The organism is Williamsia maris (assembly GCF_024171815.1).
GTDB lineage: Bacteria > Actinomycetota > Actinomycetes > Mycobacteriales > Mycobacteriaceae > Williamsia_A > Williamsia_A maris.
The window spans coordinates 317,346-335,132 of the sequence record NZ_JAMTCJ010000002.1 but is presented as its reverse complement, the minus strand read 5'-3'; the positions used below and the strand labels follow the sequence as shown (position 1 = coordinate 335,132).

General features: G+C 68.4%; 21 protein-coding genes. 12 read left to right on the top strand and 9 right to left on the bottom strand.

Annotated features, from left to right (window positions below; translation table 11 throughout):
* Window positions 1–70 precede the first annotated feature (70 nt).
* Together LX13_RS08545 and LX13_RS08540 are read left to right on the top strand one after the other, a co-directional pair.
* Entirely contained in the window at window positions 71–1,666 is a 1,596-nt protein-coding gene (locus tag LX13_RS08545; protein ID WP_253660915.1) for an FMN-binding glutamate synthase family protein, read from the top strand.
* A gap of 208 nt (window positions 1,667–1,874) precedes the next feature.
* The gene (locus LX13_RS08540; RefSeq protein ID WP_253660914.1) at window positions 1,875–2,498 is read left to right on the top strand and encodes a hypothetical protein; all 624 of its coding nucleotides are present in this window, start codon (window positions 1,875–1,877) and stop codon (window positions 2,496–2,498) included.
* 15 nt (window positions 2,499–2,513) lie between these two features.
* Here LX13_RS08540 and LX13_RS08535 read toward each other — a convergent pair whose 3' ends face one another.
* Window positions 2,514–4,289 carry a S53 family peptidase gene (locus LX13_RS08535; protein ID WP_253660913.1) on the bottom strand — a complete coding sequence of 592 codons (1,776 nt, stop codon included), beginning with the start codon at window positions 4,287–4,289 and terminating at the stop codon, window positions 2,514–2,516.
* A gap of 266 nt (window positions 4,290–4,555) precedes the next feature.
* Here LX13_RS08535 and LX13_RS08530 point away from each other — a divergent pair, with 266 nt between their 5' ends.
* From LX13_RS08530 to LX13_RS08520, 3 genes are read left to right on the top strand one after another with little or no spacing between them, the layout of a single operon-like run.
* Complete coding sequence (locus LX13_RS08530; protein WP_253660912.1) at window positions 4,556–4,849, top strand: metal-sensitive transcriptional regulator; 294 nt, start codon at window positions 4,556–4,558, stop codon at window positions 4,847–4,849.
* On the top strand, window positions 4,846–5,055 hold the full coding sequence (locus LX13_RS08525; protein WP_253660911.1) for a heavy-metal-associated domain-containing protein: 210 nt from the start codon (window positions 4,846–4,848) through the stop codon (window positions 5,053–5,055). The genes LX13_RS08530 and LX13_RS08525 overlap by 4 nt, the downstream gene beginning before the upstream one ends.
* Complete coding sequence (locus tag LX13_RS08520) at window positions 5,052–7,280, top strand: heavy metal translocating P-type ATPase (protein WP_308214720.1); 2,229 nt, start codon at window positions 5,052–5,054, stop codon at window positions 7,278–7,280. Before LX13_RS08525 ends, LX13_RS08520 begins: the two co-directional genes overlap by 4 nt.
* A 93-nt stretch (window positions 7,281–7,373) precedes the next feature.
* Here the strand turns inward: LX13_RS08520 and LX13_RS08515 are convergent, their stop codons facing one another.
* The 7 genes from LX13_RS08515 to LX13_RS08485 are packed head-to-tail and all read right to left on the bottom strand — an operon-like array spanning window position 7,374 to window position 10,360.
* Complete coding sequence (locus LX13_RS08515; protein WP_253660910.1) at window positions 7,374–7,949, bottom strand: Asp23/Gls24 family envelope stress response protein; 576 nt, start codon at window positions 7,947–7,949, stop codon at window positions 7,374–7,376.
* Window positions 7,946–8,656, bottom strand: coding sequence for a DUF6286 domain-containing protein (locus tag LX13_RS08510; RefSeq protein ID WP_253660909.1), 711 nt, complete (start codon window positions 8,654–8,656; stop codon window positions 7,946–7,948). Before LX13_RS08510 ends, LX13_RS08515 begins: the two co-directional genes overlap by 4 nt.
* Window positions 8,653–9,039 carry an Asp23/Gls24 family envelope stress response protein gene (locus LX13_RS08505; protein WP_253660908.1) on the bottom strand — a complete coding sequence of 129 codons (387 nt, stop codon included), beginning with the start codon at window positions 9,037–9,039 and terminating at the stop codon, window positions 8,653–8,655. Before LX13_RS08505 ends, LX13_RS08510 begins: the two co-directional genes overlap by 4 nt.
* Window positions 9,032–9,214: a DUF2273 domain-containing protein gene (locus LX13_RS08500; protein ID WP_253660907.1), complete on the bottom strand. Its 183-nt coding sequence runs from the start codon at window positions 9,212–9,214 to the stop codon at window positions 9,032–9,034. The genes LX13_RS08505 and LX13_RS08500 overlap by 8 nt, the downstream gene beginning before the upstream one ends.
* Before the next feature lie 34 nt (window positions 9,215–9,248).
* Entirely contained in the window at window positions 9,249–9,557 is a 309-nt protein-coding gene (locus tag LX13_RS08495) for a hypothetical protein (RefSeq protein WP_253660906.1), read from the bottom strand.
* A gap of 18 nt (window positions 9,558–9,575) precedes the next feature.
* On the bottom strand, window positions 9,576–9,881 hold the full coding sequence (locus LX13_RS08490) for a hypothetical protein (protein WP_253660905.1): 306 nt from the start codon (window positions 9,879–9,881) through the stop codon (window positions 9,576–9,578).
* A complete protein-coding gene (locus tag LX13_RS08485; RefSeq protein WP_253660904.1) occupies window positions 9,878–10,360 on the bottom strand; it encodes an Asp23/Gls24 family envelope stress response protein in 483 nt (160 codons plus the stop codon). The genes LX13_RS08490 and LX13_RS08485 overlap by 4 nt, the downstream gene beginning before the upstream one ends.
* A 219-nt stretch (window positions 10,361–10,579) precedes the next feature.
* On the opposite strand from LX13_RS08485, the gene LX13_RS08480 reads away from it, so the two are divergent.
* The 3 genes from LX13_RS08480 to LX13_RS08470 all read left to right on the top strand — a co-directional run bounded on the left by LX13_RS08480 (window position 10,580) and on the right by LX13_RS08470 (window position 13,365).
* Window positions 10,580–11,323, top strand: a complete 744-nt coding sequence (locus LX13_RS08480; protein ID WP_253660903.1) for an RNA polymerase sigma factor — start codon at window positions 10,580–10,582, stop codon at window positions 11,321–11,323.
* Between the two features lie 29 nt (window positions 11,324–11,352).
* On the top strand, window positions 11,353–11,835 hold the full coding sequence (locus LX13_RS08475; RefSeq protein ID WP_253660902.1) for a hypothetical protein: 483 nt from the start codon (window positions 11,353–11,355) through the stop codon (window positions 11,833–11,835).
* Window positions 11,836–11,907: 72 nt separating this feature from the next.
* Complete coding sequence (locus LX13_RS08470) at window positions 11,908–13,365, top strand: FAD-binding protein (protein ID WP_253660901.1); 1,458 nt, start codon at window positions 11,908–11,910, stop codon at window positions 13,363–13,365.
* Between the two features lie 367 nt (window positions 13,366–13,732).
* On the opposite strand, the gene LX13_RS08465 is transcribed toward LX13_RS08470, so the two are convergent.
* Window positions 13,733–14,386 carry a fasciclin domain-containing protein gene (locus LX13_RS08465; RefSeq protein WP_253660900.1) on the bottom strand — a complete coding sequence of 218 codons (654 nt, stop codon included), beginning with the start codon at window positions 14,384–14,386 and terminating at the stop codon, window positions 13,733–13,735.
* Between the two features lie 359 nt (window positions 14,387–14,745).
* Between LX13_RS08465 and sigK the strand changes: the two genes are divergently transcribed.
* The 4 genes from sigK (at window position 14,746) to LX13_RS08445 (ending at window position 17,778) form a co-directional block, all read left to right on the top strand.
* Window positions 14,746–15,321, top strand: a complete 576-nt coding sequence (sigK, locus tag LX13_RS08460; protein ID WP_253660899.1) for an ECF RNA polymerase sigma factor SigK — start codon at window positions 14,746–14,748, stop codon at window positions 15,319–15,321.
* On the top strand, window positions 15,311–16,177 hold the full coding sequence (locus LX13_RS08455) for an anti-sigma factor (protein ID WP_253660898.1): 867 nt from the start codon (window positions 15,311–15,313) through the stop codon (window positions 16,175–16,177). Before sigK ends, LX13_RS08455 begins: the two co-directional genes overlap by 11 nt.
* Window positions 16,178–16,387: 210 nt before the next feature.
* Window positions 16,388–17,470, top strand: a complete 1,083-nt coding sequence (locus LX13_RS08450) for a Re/Si-specific NAD(P)(+) transhydrogenase subunit alpha (protein ID WP_253660897.1) — start codon at window positions 16,388–16,390, stop codon at window positions 17,468–17,470.
* Window positions 17,470–17,778, top strand: a complete 309-nt coding sequence (locus tag LX13_RS08445; RefSeq protein WP_253660896.1) for an NAD(P) transhydrogenase subunit alpha part 2 — start codon at window positions 17,470–17,472, stop codon at window positions 17,776–17,778. Before LX13_RS08450 ends, LX13_RS08445 begins: the two co-directional genes overlap by 1 nt.
* The last annotated feature ends 9 nt before the right edge of the window (window positions 17,779–17,787 follow it).

Below are 17,787 nucleotides of genomic sequence, written 5' to 3'. Positions count from 1 at the left end.
TTGGCCGAGCGGGTGTAGGACTGTCGTGAGAGGACGGCGGGGCCGTCATGGGCTGTGATGGGAGTCGTCCGTGGTGAAGTTCGTGGTCCTGGTGGTCACCGTCGGGGGAGCAGTGCTGGCGGCAGTCGCGGCGGCGTTCTCGTCGCAGGTCTGGTGGGTCTTCTGTGCGTTGTTCGCCGCCGCGGCTGCCGTCGCCGTGTACGACCTCGTCCAACGCAGGCACTCGGTGTTGCGGATCTACCCGCTGGTCGGGCACATGCGATTCCTCCTCGAGGCCATCCGCCCGGAGCTGCAGCAGTACTTCATCGAACGCAACTACGACGGGCGCCCGTTCGACCGCGACGTGCGGACGATCATCTACGAGCGCGCGAAGGGCATCCACGGCGAGCTGTCGTTCGGCACCGAGCGCGACATCGAGCAGGTGGGCTACGAGCACCTTGTCCACTCGACCGTCCCGGTGCCGATCGCCGACACCCCGCCGCGCGTGATGATCGGCGGTCCGCACTGCACGCAGCCCTACTCGATGTCGCTGCTGAACGTGTCGTCGATGAGCTTCGGGGCGCTGTCCGGTGCCGCGCTGACCGCCCTCAACCGCGGCGCGGCCGCGGGCGGCTTCGCGCACGACACCGGCGAGGGCGGTCTGACGCCGTATCACCTGTCGGGCGGGGCCGATGTCGTCTGGGAACTCGGATCGGGATACTTCGGCGCCCGTACCGCCGACGGACGGTTCGACCCGAAGACGTTCGCCGACAAGGCGACCGACGACCGGGTGAAGGCCATCTCGATCAAACTCAGTCAGGGCGCGAAGCCGGGGATCGGTGGTGTGCTCCCCGCCGCGAAGGTGAGTGCCGAGATCGCCGAGTACCGGGGTGTGCCCGCACACGAGAAGTGCGTGAGCCCGGCCTATCACTCCGCGTTCTCCACGCCGCGGCAGCTCGTCCGGTTCGTGGCCGAGCTGCGTCGACTCTCGGGCGGCAAACCGGTCGGCATCAAACTGTGCGTCGGCGACCGCAGCGAGGTCCTCGCCATCTGCAAGGCGATGATCGCCGAGAACGACGGCCCGGACTTCATCATCGTCGACGGGGCCGAGGGCGGTACCGCAGCCGCGCCCCTGGAGTTCGAGGATCACGTGGGCCTCCCGCTCACCGACGGGTTGATGACCGTGCACAACGCGCTGGTCGGCTCCGGGTTGCGGGACACGGTGCGCATCGGCGCCAGCGGGAAGGTCGCGACCGGCAGCGACATCGTCAAGCGGCTCATCCAGGGCGCCGACTTCACCAACGCGGCGCGGGCGATGATGATGGCCGTCGGGTGCATCCAGTCGCAGCGATGCCACACGAACCACTGCCCGGTCGGTGTCGCCACGCAGGATCCGCGCCGGGCGCGGGCCCTCGACATACCGGACAAGTCCGAGCGGGTGCACCGCTACCACCAGGCGACCGTCGAGCAGGCGATGCAGCTGATGGCGTCGATGGGCATCGGATCGCCCGACCAGCTCGACCCGAGCATGCTGCGCAAGCGAGTCGACACGGTCACCCAGCGGTCCTACGCGGAGATCCATGAGTGGCTCGACGACGGCGAGTTGCTCGCCGACCCGCCGGTCGACTGGGTGCGGGACTGGGCGCACGCCGACGCCGACTCGTTCCGCCGTACCGTGCGCCACTGAACTCTGCGACGGTTTCGGGCCCATCGGTACTAGTCTGATCGCCAGGGTCAAGGGGGAATGCGTCATGGTGGACGACGGATGTTGGGCGACGGTCATATGCAGTGCGAATGATCGGGCGGAACTCGGGGATACCAGCGACAACGGGTGGGTACTCGGCTGCCGCCTCAGCATCGGGCATCGCGGCGATCACGCGACCGATGCCGAGAACGTGCCCCGGTACGACCGCCGGTTGTGGCTCGAATGGAACGACCGCGAACAGCACGCACAGTCGCTGATCGACCGGATGCCCTGCACGGGCGGGGTCGGGGCGCGGTGCATGCTCTTCGAGGGTCACGGCGGCGTGCACTGGTACGCCCCGACCAACGGCTATCTGACCTCCGCAGGGACCGGTCGGCGTCGCGCCGAGGAGTCCGATCCGCAGACGCGGTCGAACGTCGTCACCGTCGACCACGCCGACGACAACGGTCACCGCGAGGGTGGCCACCACGACCTGCACGAGTCCTACGGTGACGTCGCACCGACCGCGCCCTCCCGCGCACACGACGTCATCGAGACGGGCGCGCACCGGGAGAGCGACCACGAGCACGACCTCGGCGACATCGCCGACACACATGGTGTCGCCGACATCGCCGAGATCCCCAACCTGCGCGGCCGGGCGGTCCGCGGTCAGCCGCCGACAGACCGCCTCGACGCGTTTCCGTCCGCGCGTGCCGACGAGATCACCGCGGCCGAGCACCCGTCGGCACCGTCGGTGAGTGCCGCCCTCGACGCCGTGGTCGCCGCGTTGGCGCAACTCGCCGAGGCCCTGCGGCGATCCGAGAACGAGCGCTGACGTCCGACGTCGCGGCTACGGCGCGCTGACGGCCGTGGCGTACGCGGGGTTGTTCGGCGTACCCAGTCCGGTCGTCTTGTCGTAGCTCGCCGTGGTCGGGTACACCCCGGTGTTGCCGGTGATGGAGTTGGTGCCGGTCGTGATGTCGTGGAACGCGCCCGGCGTGGACGTCGCGACCCGGTAGAGCGTCGGGTTGATGTTGCCGAAGCGTTTGCCGCCGGCTTTCGCCGAGGTCAGCGCGAGCAGGGCGGCGTTGAGCGGAGCCGCGCCACTGGTGCCCGCCGAGGCGGTCCACCCGCCCCCGGTGTCGTTGCCTGCGGCGTCCGACAGCTCGGTGTAGGTGCTGAACTGGTATTCGGCGGCCACGCCGGCGATGTCGGGGACCTGGCGCTTGGCACCCCCGTCGACGCCGGTTCCGGTCTGCCAGGACGGCTTGGCGAAGTAAGTGGACACCCCACCACCGCTGGCGCCTCGGAACGACGGGTCGATGCCCGCGGCGTAGTCGTTCCACACCTTCTCGTTGGCCCACGCCCCGGTGGTGGAGTTGATGAACAGACGGCTGCCGCCGACGCCGGTCACGTTGGGATCGGAGGCGGGGTAGTCGACGGTGATGGTGGTGTCCCGTGACGAGGAGTTCCACTGGTCCGACGACCCGTGGTCACCGGCGGCGTCGACGAAGGTCTGTCCCTGCGCCACTCCCTGCGCGATGATGTTCGACAACGCCCGGATGCCCGAGGCGCCCTCGGCCAGTTCGGACTCGCCCCAGCTGATCGAGACGATCGAGGCGCGGTTGTCGGAGACGATCTTCGAGTACAGGTCCACGTCGGCGTTGCCCACGTTCGGTGCCTGATAGTTCAGGATCGTCGCCTTGGGTGCGATCGAGTGCAGGACCTCGATGTCGAGGTCGACCTCGCCCTGCCCCGAGAGGTCGCCGGCCGGCCCGCCGTCGACGTCGATCGTCTGTACCGCGGGCGCGGTGATGCCGTACTGGCTGTCGAACGCCTTGTAGTTCGCGGGCTTGTACCCGGAGAACTCGACCAACGCGATGGTCTGTCCGCTGCCCCCGTTGCCGCCGATCGTCGGGGCTGCGTAGGCGCTGCTCAGTTCGGCCGCGGTGAATCCGCCCTTGGGTCCGCTGCCCTTGTCCGTCACCGCATTGGGTGCGAGCTTCGGCTTCTGCGGTACCTGCGCCGTCGGCGGGGGAGTGACCGGGAGCGGTGCGTCGGTGAGCCCGGAGACGTCGGTGATGACCGATGCCGCGGCGGGGGATGCCTTCGCCGAGCTGTCCGCTCCGATGAACTCGGCTCCGTTTTTCGGGTCGCGGTACTGCGAGAGCCCGGTGCCGAACGTGGCGCCGAGCTGATCCACGGTGCCCGTCGCCGAGATGGTCTGCTGTCCCTGGGCGAGCGCACCGACCTGCAGGCCGTGTGAGCGCAGATAGTCGGTGGCCGTGGTCACCTCGCTCGGTGACGGCCCGAAGCGCGACGCGAACTCGGCCGGGGTGAGGAACCGGCGGAACTGTGGCGACCCCGGATCACTCACCGCCGCATCGAAATCGGCCAGACCCTGCGGGTCGCGGGATGCCAGCGCCACGGTCACCGTCCGCCGCTGTGCCGCCGGCGCACTGCCCACCTTCGCCGACCGGGCCACGCGGGGACTCACCTGCGCTCGACCCGAATCAATTGGGGCCACCGGCGCATTCGAGGCCGGTGCGGCCCACGCAACCCCGGAGCTCACGGCCATCACCGTCGCCACACCCACCGCGAACGGAACCAGACGCTTGATCGTCATGCCAGCCTCACCTTCTGTGTTTCGAGGAACCTAGCAGTTACTGCGCACAGGTAACTAGCAATACGAACAGTCGTGACCGAAAGGAATTCGGTGTTCACGCCCGCGTCACGAGAACCGGGCAAAACCCCCGTCGTACATATGATTCGGGCGCCTCGGCCCAACCTCGGCGCTTCGGCACTCGGCAGCTTTATACGGTAGGGGGGTACCGTAAACCTGCCAAGGGTGGTATACCGGACAGGGGTATGAACCACGGAGGAGACAGCCACATGGACGGCGCCACGCACGGATACATCCAGCGCAAGGACGACTACCTCAAGCGGCTGCGCCGCATCGAGGGTCAGGCGCGCGGACTGCAGCGGATGGTCGACGAGGAGAGCTACTGCATCGACATCCTCACGCAGGTCACGGCGATGACGAAGGCGCTACAGGCGGTCAGCCTCGGACTATTGGAGGAACACATGAACCACTGCGTGATCAACGCGGCACAGGAGAGCGACGAAGCGGGCCAGGTCAAGGTGCGCGAGGCGATGGACGCCGTCACCCGGCTGGTCCGCTCATGAGCACCGCCACGTTCACCGTCACCGGAATGACATGCGCGCACTGCGTCGCCTCGGTCACCGAGGAGGTCTCCGAGATCGTCGGCGTCGACGGTGTCGAGGTCGATCTCGACACCGGCGCGCTCTCCGTCACCAGCTCCGACCCGATCGATCCGGCTGCTGTCGCGGCCGCGGTGACCGAGGCGGGGTACGACCTGGTCGCGCCGTGAGCACCGCGGTGTTCGACCTCGAGGGCATGACCTGCACCTCGTGCGCCGCGCGGATCGAGCGCAAGCTCAACAAGCTCGACGGTGTCGAGGCATCGGTCAACTTCGCGACCGAGACCGTCGAGGTACATCACCCCGACGAGGTGACCACCGGCGAGCTCGCCGACGTGGTCGCCGCCGCCGGCTACCGCGCCGTCGAGCAGGAAGCCCACGGGCACAGCTCTTCTGACCACGACCACTCCGCCGGGGCGACGGATCTACGCCGCCGGTTGATCGTCTCGGCGATCCTCAGCGTCCCCGTCGTGGCCCTGTCGATGGTGCCCGCGTGGCAGTTCGACTACTGGCAGTGGGTGTCACTCGCGCTCGCCATCCCGGTCGTGGTGTGGGGCGCCTGGCCGTTCCACCGTGCGACCGTCAGCGGTGCGCGGCATCTCGCGACCTCGATGGACACCCTCGTGTCGATCGGGATCACCGCGGCCTACGGGTGGTCGCTGTACGCACTGTTCTTCGGGACGGCGGGCATGATCGGCATGCGCCACGGCTTCGATCTCACCCTCGCCCGGGGCGACGCGTCGGCGAACATCTACCTCGAGGTCGCCGCGGGCGTCACGACCTTCCTGATCGCCGGTCGGTACCTGGAGTCGCGGTCGACCCGGGAGGCCGGAGCCGCCATGCGTGCGCTGGCCGAACTGGGCGCGAAAGAGGCGACGCTGCTCGTCGACGGTCCGCACGGGCCGGTCGAGAAGCAGGTTGGCGCAGACACTCTCGTGGTCGGTGACCGGTTCCTGGTCCGACCGGGCGAGAAGATCGCCACCGATGGCGAGGTCATCTCGGGGTCGTCGGTGGTCGATCAGTCCGTGATCACCGGTGAGTCGGTGCCCGTCGACATCACCGTCGGCGACCGGGTCATCGGGGCAACCGTCAACGGCGGCGGGACGATCACCGTCCGTGCGACCTCCGTCGGTGCCGACACGCAGATGTCGCAGATCGCCCGGCTCGTCATGGACGCGCAGAACGGCAAGGCCGGCGTGCAACGCCTCGCCGACGCCATCTCGGCGTACTTCGTCCCGGTCGTGCTCGTGCTCGCGCTGGTGACGTTCAGTGCGTGGCTGCTGGCCGGCGGCGGACTGACCGCGGCCATCACCGCGGCCGTCGCGGTGCTGATCATCGCCTGCCCTTGCGCGCTCGGCCTGGCCACGCCCACCGCGCTCATGGCGGGCAGCGGTCGCGGCGCGCAGCTCGGGATCCTCATCCGGGGACCGCAGGTCCTCGAACGCGCCAGCCGCATCGACACCGTCGTGCTGGACAAGACCGGCACGATCACGACCGGCGTGATGACCGTCGCCGACGTGGTCGCCGCCCCGGGCGTATCCGATGACCAGGTGTTGCGGCGGGCCGCAGCGGTCGAATCGGTGTCGGAACACCCGATCGCCCGTGCCATCGCACGCGCCGGCACGCAGCGTCTCGAACGGCTCCCCGAGGTCGAGGGCTTCGAGAACGCCGCCGGTCTGGGCGTGCGCGGAACCGTCGATGGTGTCGAGGTACTCGCCGGTCGGGCGGCATGGGCGACGGAGCGCGGACTGGCCGCCGCTCCGGAGGTCACCCGCGCGATCGACGAGGCCGAGTCGGCGGGCGCCACCGCGATCGTCGTCGGCTGGGACGGTGCGGTGCGCGGCGCGGTGGTGGTGGCCGACGAGGTCAAGCCGTCGTCCGCGGCCGCGGTGGCCGACCTGCGACGACTCGGGCTCACACCGGTCCTGTTGACCGGCGACAACGAGGGCGCGGCCCGCGCCGTCGCCGCAGCCGTCGGCATCGACCGCGTCATCGCGGGTGTCCTGCCGCAGGACAAGGTCGACACCGTGCGCGCACTTCAGGCCGAGGGATCTCGTGTGGCGATGATCGGCGACGGGGTCAACGACGCGGCCGCACTCGCCGCCGCCGACCTCGGACTGGCCATGGGTACCGGCACCGACGTGGCCATCGAGGCGTCCGACCTGACGTTGATGTCCGGCGACTTGCGACTGGCCGGCGACGCGATCCGATTGTCCCGGGCGACGTTGCGGACCATCCGCGGGAACCTGTTCTGGGCCTTCGGATACAACGTCGCCGCACTTCCGTTGGCGGCGTCCGGGCTGCTCAACCCGATGTTCGCGGGCGCGGCGATGGCCTTCTCGTCGGTGTTCGTGGTGCTGAACAGCCTTCGGCTGCGCCGCTTTCAGGCTCGCTGACGTACGCAACCCACACCTCTGACCGGGGTCGAGCGCATTGTGCGCCTTGCGACGGTCATCGGTGTGGGTTGTGGTGGATCTGCTCCGCGCGGGTCAGGACACGCGCTGGGTCGAGCCCTTCGACTTCTCCAGGTGGATCAGGATCCGGGCCCGCAGATCGCTGCCGGGTAGGGCTCCGCGGATCTGACGCTGCGCGTTCTCGACCACCGGGAGCAGATCGTCGAACGACGTGGTCGGATCGGCGATCACGGTGATCTCCAACAACTTTCGCTTGCGATCGTCGACCGCCTTCGACCGTGTCGAGGACACCAGTCGGTGGTGGGCGAGATCGTCGGCCACGGCGTTGGCGATCTTGCCCGGCGACACCGCCAGGGTGCCCGAGCTGTCGCTGCCCGGCAGCTCGACGTCGCCGATCTTGCGGGGACGGGCATTGACCGACAGCAGGAAGAACCCGATGACGATGCCGCCCACCGCGATCCCGGCGAGCACGTAGACCCACCAGCCGGCGTCGGGCGCCCGGTCGAACCAGGAGGCGTCGATGTCGGCGATGCGATCGCGCACCCAGGTCACCTTCAGCTCCCACGCGATCGCGGCAGCGCCGACGACGATCATCGCGACGGCGACCAGGAACGCGACCACACGGTTCAGTCCTGCGGGGAGGGCATTCACGGTTGCTCCTTGATCAGGGTGGGCGAATCCGACTCGGACTCCGCGGCCTCGGTCGCGAACGACTCGGGCATGGCCGGTCGCGCGATGGGAGCAGGCGGGGTGACCGACTGTTCGACCTTCTTCACGCGGACCTTGAGTTTCACGGTGCGCCCGGGGGCGACCGGTGCGATCGCTGCGGTGACGCGTTCGGTGATGGTGGCGCGGGTCTCGGGCGAGTCCTCCGAGAGCAGGACGGCGACCTTGACCTTGCGACGCTTCACGACGGTGTTGGCCTCCAGGACGTCGCGGACATCCCGGGCGACCGCGCTGCTGCGTCGGGCGACGTCGACGCGTCGAGTCCAGGTGCTCGGCGAGTACCCGTCGACGTCCTCGACACCGTCGACCGCGAAGTGGGTCTTGGGTCGGGGCGTGACCGAGACGATGAGGAACCAGAGGCCGACGATGATCAGCGCGACCGCGGCCGGCCACATCCACACCTGCCACGACAACGACGAGATCCACCGCGACGCGGCGGCGATCCACTCGGTGCCGGAGATCCACTTCATCTCGATGATGAAATCGCGGATCGCGATGCCGGCGATCGCCAGCAGGACGAGGGCGAACAGCGTCGTGACCACGACCGATCCGGGCGTGGCCGTCGGCGGCTTGAGCTTGCGCGCGTCCGGTACCGGGACGGACTGGGCGTCCGATGGTGTCGGGGTGGTCACTGCACTCTCCTCGTGGATGGTTGTTCGCCGGGCACGAGCTCGGCGATCGTGACGTCGACCCGGTGGGGTGTGATGCCGGCGAGGCGGGCGAGCTCGTGGTGGACCTGCGCCCGGACCTCCTGAGCGACCGTGGTGATCTGCGTCGGCCAGCGGACGGCGATCGACACCTGCACCCGTGGGTGGGAGACCGACATGTCGATCGAGACCTTCGGGTAGTCGGCGCCGGTGATCAGCCCCATGGATCCGCGGTGACGCAGCACGCCCTCGATGTCCAGGGCTGTCTGACGGCTGATCTGCTCACCGACGCGGTCGGCGATGGTCAGCGTGCCCGGCCCGCCGTTCTCCACGGTCGGTTCAGCGGTGCCGGGGGCATCGTCAGCCACGGTTACGGCTCTTCAACAGACCGGACAGGTCGATGGTGCCGTCCCGCTGCAGGCCGATGGCCAGACCGACCGCACCGAGCACGATCGCGAGGATGAAACCGCCGAAACCGCCGGTGGTGGCTGCGATCGCCAGGAGCAGTCCGACGATGAGGCCGATGGTTGCGTTGTTGTTCATGTCAATCCTCCGATTGCCGTGCTGCGTGAATGGATCAGATGTCGAAATATCGTCTGCTCCCCGGGACGGACCGCGGGAGGCGCCCTCGGATCTGACGGATCTGCGCGGCGGTCCGCCGCTGCAGTCGTCGAAGAGGTCTGCTGGGTCGCACGGTCAACCGGGCGTCGGTCGTCTCGGCGGTCGACGGCATACGGAACGTCGAGGCCGGTTGTGGCGCCCGCCCGAACTCCCGATCGAGCCGGGACAGTTCGAGGCGGAGCCGCTCCGGGTCGCCGCCGACATCGGGGTGATGTGAACGGATCACCTCACGACGTCGGGCGGCGTACTCCGGAGAGGTGGTCATCGTCAGATTGTCGCCGAATCAGACGGAGTCCGGTGTCCCGGGCTGCTCGTCGACCGACACGTCCTCGACGATGACCGTCATCGGACGGTCCGCGACCGCCTCGACGGCCTCGCGGACGGCCTCGGCGGTGTCGGTGACATTTCGATGGAGATCCACCTCGATGTGCACCTCGCCGCTGTAGTCCTGCAGGCGTACCCCGACCACCCGTCGACCGGGTGTGTACGTGGCCACCTCACCGAACCGGCCGGCGTTGAGTCCGGTCACACCGGGGACCGACGTGGCGGCGGTGGCCACCGCGTCGGCGACCTCGGCGCTCGAGCTCACTGGACGCGGGGCTCTGCGGGCTCGGTGGTGGTCTCGTCGTCCTCGAAGTGGATGTCGTGGATGGCGATGTTGACCTCGGTGACCTCGAGGCTCGTCATGTCCTGGATCGCGTTGATGACATTGGAGCGCACCGCGGCGGCGAGCTCGTGGATCGCGACGCCGTAGTTGGCGACCAGTCCGAGATCGACAGCGGCCTGCTTCTCGCCGACCTCGACTGTGACGCCCTGGGTGATGCTGGGGCCGCCGCCGGGGATGGCCTCACGGACGCGGCCGACGATGCGGGCGGTCTGGCCGCCGAGGGCGAAGACGCCGTCGATCTCGCGTGCGGCGATGCCGGCGATCTTCGAGACGACCTGGTCGGCGATGGTGGTGCGGCCGTGCACGCCGACGAGCTCACGGTGATCGGCGGAGATCTCCGTGCTCGCTCCGGCGGTGGCGGCGGGGGTCGTGGTTGCCTTGGTGGTCGATGCCGAGGTCATCTGCACTCCTTCGTGTTTGCGCGTGGGTCGCGGCCGTGTCGGCCGGAACCCGTGTGGGGTGAAACGTTGTCCACCGGGGTGGGCGACACTGGTGGCGTCGCTTGCTCCCGATGTAATGAGTGAGTCGGGCTCGGCGCGGGTTCTGCACGCGGGATCTGACGTGATCTGGGCCACACTGTGGTTCTGTGGAAAACAGTACGTACGAACGGAGGCGCGCACGTGGAGTTCGGCGAAGACATGGCCGGCCCGTCCGACGTGGCGACGGATTCTGACGAGCTGCTCGCGCACGCGGCCGCGATCGGTGACCGTGCCGCGTTCGACGAGCTCGTCCGGCGGACGCTGCCGGTACTGCTGCGCTACGCGAACCGGATGACGCCCGACCGCCAGAACGCCGAGGACGTCGTCCAGGAAACGCTGTTGGCCGCATGGAAGGGGCTGCCACGGTTCGGGTTCCAGAGCAGCTTCCGGACCTGGGTGTTCTCCATCGCGCACCGCAAGATCATCGACATCCGTCGCAAGCGCAGCGAACTGGCCGCCGACGACGAGTTCCTGAGCGCCGTGCCGTCCTCGTCGCCGACTCCGGTGGACGACGCGATGGGGACGTCGTTGATGGACGCGCTCGAGCGTGAACTGGCCGATCTGCCCTACAACTCTCGCGCCGCCTGGTGGCTGCGCGAGATGGAGGGTCTGTCGCATCCGGAGATCGCGCGCATCCTGCAGATCACCCCCGGCTCGGTCCGCGGGCATCTCCAACGGACCCGCGCCCGCCTGGCCGAGCGGATGGAACCGTGGCGCCCCGGTGGGACCGGGAATCCGACGGGTGTCGCCGAGCCGAGGTCGGCGCCGATTCCGCGTGACGCGCCTGCCGGGGGCCGGGGACGGACCGATGTCGGGGCGCGTAAGCACTCCCGGGCGGGACCGGTCGCCGCACGCGACACGACAGAACGATCGGTGGGCACGTGACGCCCGCACCAGCTCAGGGAGGAGGCGCGATGTCGGAACCGGAACCGGAACCGGTCGATGTGGGCTCGGAACAGTGGCTCGTGGACGCAGGCCGTCAACTCGATCCGCCGCAGAGCGATGTCGAACGCCTCACCAGGTCGGTGATCGACTCCGCGCGCAAGATGTCGCACTCGCGGGCGACCCTCGCCACCGACATCGACCGCGTCATCGTCACCGACCGCGTCCTGCGTCGGCTGCTGCTCATCGAGGTCCGCCGTCGGATGCACCGACCGGTGCTGCGGGTCGTCGTCGACTCCGAGGGCGGCGAGGTGACCGCGATCCATCTCGGGGTGGTGTGTTGGTACGACGACGAACTGATCGAACTCGCGTCTCGGACGCGCGCCGTGATCGCCGACGTGTTCGTCGGGACCCTGGGCGCCGATCGTGGGCAGCGTGCGGCCGCGCTCGTCGACATCGACTGGGTCGATCTCGACGAGAAGAGGCATCGGGACGCGAATACGAGGGAGAACTAGAACCTGTTCTAGTCGGGCGGTACGCTGCGAGTGCGGGCAGCTCGTGTCCGCGCTCGAACGAGAGGACTCGCGGTGCGCGCCGAGATACCCGAGGTCATCAGTCAGTCGTCGGTCGAATCGTGGAGCGACGAGATCGATGTCGTGGTGATCGGCTGCGGCATCTCCGGAGCGTGTGCCGCCGTCGAGGCCGCCGCGGCGGGGGCGAAGGTGCTCGTGCTCGAGCGCGCCGCGGTCGCCGGTGGGACCACGTCGATGGCCGGCGGGCACTTCTACCTCGGTGGCGGGACGGCCGTGCAGCAGGCGACGGGCCACGAGGACTCCGCCGAGGAGATGGAGAAGTACATCACCGCGGTCAGCCGCGACCCCGAGCCGGACAAGATCCACGCCTACTGCCGCGACAGCGTCGAGCACTTCGACTGGATCGAGGCCCTGGGGTTCCGCTTCGAACGCAGCTTCTTCCCCGGCAAGGCCGTGATCCAGCCCGAGACCCAGGGGCTGATGTACACCGGCAACGAGAAGGTGTGGCCGTTCAAGAACATCGCCATCCCGGCGCCCCGCGGGCACAAGGTGCCCGTCCCCGGCGACACCGGCGGCGCCGGCATGGTCATCGACCTGCTGGTCAAGCGCCTGGCCGACCTCGAGGTCGAGATCCGGTACGAGACCGGCGCGCGCAACCTCGTCACCGACGACACCGGCGCCGTAGTCGGTTTGGCGTGGAAGCGCTTCGAGGAGACCGGGGCCATCCGGACGCGCAGCGTCGTCATCGCGGCAGGCGGATTCGTGATGAACCCGACGATGGTCGACGAGTTCGTACCGTCGCTGGCCGAGAAACCGTTCGTGCTGGGCAACCCGTTCGACGACGGCCTCGGCATCCGTATGGGTGCGTCCGTCGGTGCCGCCCTCAAGCACATGGATCAGACGTTCGTCACCGCACCGGCCTATCCGCCGTCGCTCCTCATCACCGGTCTGATCGTCAACGCCGACGGCGCCCGCTTCGTCGCCGAGGACTCCTACCACTCACGGACGTCGGGATTCGTGCTCGACCAGCCCGGCGCGGTGGCCTACCTGATCGTCGACGAGGAGCACATGGAGCGGCCGGACTTCCCGCTCATCAAGTTCATCGACGGGTGGGAGACCATCGCCGAGATGGAGGCCGATCTCGGCATCCCCGCGGGAAAGCTCGAGGCCACGATGGCCCGCTACAACGACAACGCCGCGAAGGGCGAGGACCCCGACTTCCACAAGAGCGCCGAATGGCTCGCGCCGCAGACGCAGGGACCGTGGGCGGCGTTCAACATGAGCCTCGGCGAGGCGCTGTACGCCGGGTTCACGATGGGCGGCCTGGCGACGAGCCTCGACGGCGAGGTGCTCTCCGAGTCGGGCGCACCGATCGTCGGTCTGTACGCGGCCGGTGCCGGTGCGGCCAACATCGCGCAGGACGGCAAGGGATACGCCAGCGGCACACAGCTCGGCGAGGGGTCGTACTTCGGCCGCCGGGCCGGAAGGCATGCGGCGCTCGCACGCGACTGACGCGCCGCTGACCACGGCACGTAGCGCTGTATGCCGACCAGTCAGCGCCGTCGAACTTGCGTTGGCGTGACGGAAAGCCGCCGACGGTGCGGAACCGTGTCATCGAGTGTGCGCTGTCTCGCCCGGATGTCGCGTCAGGTGTGGAGCACACTCGATGGCCCGTTTCCGCACAGTCAGCACCACCGGTCCAGAACAGGACGAGACGGACGACGTTCCGGAGTCGACCACACGAAGAAGCGGACCGGAACCATGGGGCAGATGGTTCCGATCCGCTTCTCTGTGGGGTGACGTCCCCGGGCATCCCCGGGGACGTCCTACAACGCAGTCGGTGAGCGAACACCGACCGTTGTGGTCGTGGGGTCGTGCGTCATGACGTCGGCGGCATCAGGACGGTGTCGGTGAAGTAGACGGTGGCGTTGGAGGTCTTGACACCGCCACAGATGACCGATGTCTTCCCGTCGACGGTCAGCGCGCTACCGTTTCCCGACACCGTGACGTCCTGACCTTCGACGGTCTTGTGGGTGCCGGTGATCTCCGACGGCTTCAGCTGGCCCTGGATCACGTGATAGAACAGCACCTTCGTGAGTAGCTGATCGTCGGTCTTCAGGATGCTCATCGTCGCTTCGGGCAACTTGTCGAACGCGTCGTCGACCGGCGCGAACAAGGTGAACTGACTGCTGTTGAGCGTGTCGGCGATGTTCACCCGCGGGTTGAACTGTCCGGTGAACGACTTGCTCAGCGTCGTCAGCAGCGGATTGTTCGACGTGGCGGTCGCGACCGGGTCCAGGGCCATCGCATCGACCGACGCCGCCCCGCGGGGGTTGGCGGCCATGTACGACCCGCAACCGGGACCCACGAGACCAGCGGACGGGTCCACCGTGGTCGCGGGCGCGACCACGGACGGTCCGGCCGCAGACCCGGACGAATCGGAACCGCCGTCGTCGGAGCACCCGGCCGCGGCGACCAGCACACCTGCGGCCACCAGGACACCGGCGAGCCGTCCGGGGCTGGTGCGGGGCATGAACGGTCCGTTCCTCGTGCTGACAGGTTCCCTTGAGATTCGGAATGTGCGACCCGTCGGATGGGTCGCACGCTGCATCCGGCCCGAAACGGCGAGGTCGCGGGCGTTGATCACGGAAAGGTCACGCCCCGACAAATTGTCGTGCCCGTCACGGCATCCGACAGGCAGACGGCGACGAATGCCTAGATGACAGTTTGATGGATGCATTTCTCTCGGTCACAACGCCCGTGAACGAGCCCAAGACAGGTGTGACCCACGCAACGGATCACACGCCCCACAGCCCGGATGGCCAACAGATGGCCGAAACGGGTACTGACGATTGCTTAAGGCGATGAAACAGACACGCTACTGTCGGTCCTGTGACCGACCGATCTCTTGCACGGACGCCGGAACTGGCGGACCTGCTGGAGCGAACGGCAGCGCGCGATCGAGCTGCCTTCGCAGCTCTCTACGACGCCACCAGTGCGCGTGTCTACGGTCTGATCCTGCGCGTGATCCGCGATCCGGGATATGCGGAGGAGACGCTGCAGGAGGTCTATCTGCAGGTGTGGCAGAACGCGCACAACTATCGGCCCGACATGGGCTCGGTCGTGTCGTGGATGTTGACCATCGGGCACCGTCGCGCCGTCGATCGGGTTCGGTCGGAGGAGGCGTCGTCGCGGCGGGGCACGGAGTACTCGGTCTCGAACTCGGTGACACCGTCCGACGAGGTGGTCGAGTCGGTGGTCACGCGGGAGGATCGGCGCGAGGTCATCAAATGCCTCGGCACCCTCACCGACACCCAGCGCGAGAGCATCGAACTCTCCTACTACGGCGGATTGAGCTACCCGCAGGTCGCGGAGCGGCTGAAGGCCGGCCTGCCGACCGTGAAGTCTCGGATCCGCGATGGTCTGCGCCGACTCCGTACCTGCTTGGAGTCGGACGATGAGGCCTGACCCGACCGCTCGGGGCACTGTCGACGACCTGCTCGAGCTCTACTCCATCGATGCTCTCGACCCGCACGAGATGCAACTCTTCGAGACCGCGCTGCTCTCGTTGGCCGCCGCGGACCGTATCGAGGCCGTTGAGCGGATCCGCCAGACCCGCGACGCCGTCGGCCGGATGGCCGTCGAGGTGGCCGCTGTCCCGCCCGTTCACCTCCGCGCCCGCATCCTCGACGCGATCGACGCCGGGGACATCTCGCCAGCCGCCCCGGACGCGTCGACCATCTCGTCGTTGGCATCTGCCGAACTCCCGATGGGCGATGCCGCCGAGGAGCAGGCTCCTGCGCACCCGCAGCCGACCGACGAACTGGCGGCGCGACGCCTCGGTCGTCGACGTCGCATCGCGCTCGCGGCGACCTCGGCCGCCGCGGCGATCATCCTCGTCGTCGGTGGTGTGTTCGTCGGACGCTCGGTGCTGTCGGATCCGGCCACCGACAAGCCCGCGATCGCCCAGACCAACTCGTTCGACGAGCTGCGCAACGTCATGAGCGCCTCCGACGCCGAGGTGCATCGCACCGAGATGACCGGCATCCCCGGAACGGTCGTGGTCGCCTCGTCGCGGTCGATGGACCGCGCGGTGGTGCTGCTCGACGACGCACCGCATCCCCCGCAGGACCGCGCCTACCAGCTCTGGCTGATCGGCAACGACCATGCACCGCGTCCGGCTGGCCTCGTCGACGCCGCCGCGACCACGAAGGCGATCGTCGTGACCGATCTCGCCGGGTCGCGAACCGTGGGCATGACCGTCGAACCGGCCACCGGTTCGCCGCAGCCCACCGGTGAGGTCGTCGCCGCCGTCCCCATCTGATCCGACAACCTGCATCGCCGGACTGGTGTCTGGACAGGAGTCCGGGTGCCGGATGTGCGGCATGCTATCTTTCGATCAACCTTCGGTCGCCGATCGTGACCGTTTGCCTCTCCAGCCTGCGTCGGTGAACCCCCGGACGCGGCCGCGAGCAGCGTCTGTGATGGAAGTTGCCAGGTAGATCTACGTCAGCAGTGTGAGACAGGTGGGTGTATGAGCGTCGGTGTCGTGCGCGAGAGCGCGGAGGGGGAACGGCGCGTAGCGCTCGTACCCAAAGTTGTCGCGACGTTGGTGAACAAAGGTGTCGAGGTCATCGTCGAGTCCGGGGCGGGCCTCAACGCCCTGATCCCGGATCAGCTGTACTCCGACGCCGGGGCCACGATCGGCGACGCCTGGTCGGCCGACATCGTCGCCAAGGTCGTCGCCCCGTCCGACGACGAGGTGGGCAAGCTCCACACCGGGCAGACCCTCATCGGCTTCCTCGCCCCGCGTAACCAGACCAACCAGATCGGCGCGCTGAAGGCCGCCGGTGTGCAGGCCTTCGCGGTCGAGGCCATCCCGCGCATCTCGCGCGCCCAGGTGATGGACGCGCTGAGTTCGCAGGGCAACGTGTCGGGATACAAGGCCGTGTTGCTCGCGGCCGAGAAGTCGACGCGGTACTTCCCGATGCTGACCACCGCGGCGGGCACGGTGAAGCCCGCGACCGCACTGATCCTCGGTGTCGGTGTCGCCGGACTGCAGGCGCTGGCCACCGCCAAGCGCCTCGGTGCCCGCACCACCGGATACGACGTCCGGCCCGAGGTCGCCGACCAGGTGAAGTCGGTCGGTGCCCAGTGGCTCGACCTCGGTATCGACGCCGCAGGTGAGGGTGGCTACGCACGCGAGCTCACCGAGGACGAACGCGCGCAGCAGCAGAAGGCTCTCGAGGACGCGATCAAGGGCTTCGACGTCGTCATCACGACCGCACTCGTCCCCGGTCGGCCCGCGCCGCGCCTGGTGACCGCCGCGGCCGTCGAGGGGATGAAGCCCGGCAGCGTCATCGTCGACCTCGCCGGTGAGACCGGCGGCAACTGCGAACTGACCGAGCCCGGCCAGAACGTCGTCAAGCACGACGTGACGATCTGCTCGCCGCTCAACCTGCCCGCCGGCATGCCCGAGCACGCCAGCGAGCTCTACTCCAAGAACCTCCTCGCGTTGATCGAACTGATCCTCGACGAGAACGGCGCTGTGGCACCGGACTTCTCCGACGAGGTCCTCGCCAAGTCGTGTGTGACCCGAGAGGCAGGCACCGCCTGATGTACACCGGTCTTCTGGCAAATATCGCCATCCTCGTCCTGGCGGGGTTCGTCGGCTTCGCCGTCATCTCCAAGGTGCCCAACACCCTGCACACCCCACTCATGTCCGGCACCAACGCCATTCACGGCATCGTGGTGCTCGGCGCGCTCATCGTCCTGGGTGAACTCCCCGCGGACGCGAGCTGGGGCGTCCGGATCATCGCCTTCGTCGCGCTGATCTTCGGCACGCTCAACGTCATCGGCGGCTTCGCCGTGACCGACCGCATGCTCGGCATGTTCAAGGGCAAGAAGAAGGAGGCATCCAAGTGAGCGGTTCGG

What these genes read in the sequence shown, in the direction of transcription:
- LX13_RS08535 (WP_253660913.1), bottom strand. Translation starts at nt 4,289, where the DNA reads ATGACGATCAAGCGTCTGGTTCCGTTCGCGGTGGGTGTGGCGACGGTG.
- LX13_RS08465 (WP_253660900.1), bottom strand. Translation starts at nt 14,386, where the DNA reads ATGCCCCGCACCAGCCCCGGACGGCTCGCCGGTGTCCTGGTGGCCGCA.
- LX13_RS08525 (WP_253660911.1), top strand. Translation starts at nt 4,846, where the DNA reads ATGAGCACCGCCACGTTCACCGTCACCGGAATGACATGCGCGCACTGC.
- LX13_RS08445 (WP_253660896.1), top strand. Translation starts at nt 17,470, where the DNA reads ATGTACACCGGTCTTCTGGCAAATATCGCCATCCTCGTCCTGGCGGGG.
- LX13_RS08530 (WP_253660912.1), top strand. Translation starts at nt 4,556, where the DNA reads ATGGACGGCGCCACGCACGGATACATCCAGCGCAAGGACGACTACCTC.
- LX13_RS08495 (WP_253660906.1), bottom strand. Translation starts at nt 9,557, where the DNA reads ATGACCACCTCTCCGGAGTACGCCGCCCGACGTCGTGAGGTGATCCGT.
- LX13_RS08500 (WP_253660907.1), bottom strand. Translation starts at nt 9,214, where the DNA reads ATGAACAACAACGCAACCATCGGCCTCATCGTCGGACTGCTCCTGGCG.
- LX13_RS08485 (WP_253660904.1), bottom strand. Translation starts at nt 10,360, where the DNA reads ATGACCTCGGCATCGACCACCAAGGCAACCACGACCCCCGCCGCCACC.
- LX13_RS08475 (WP_253660902.1), top strand. Translation starts at nt 11,353, where the DNA reads ATGTCGGAACCGGAACCGGAACCGGTCGATGTGGGCTCGGAACAGTGG.
- LX13_RS08455 (WP_253660898.1), top strand. Translation starts at nt 15,311, where the DNA reads ATGAGGCCTGACCCGACCGCTCGGGGCACTGTCGACGACCTGCTCGAG.
- LX13_RS08450 (WP_253660897.1), top strand. Translation starts at nt 16,388, where the DNA reads ATGAGCGTCGGTGTCGTGCGCGAGAGCGCGGAGGGGGAACGGCGCGTA.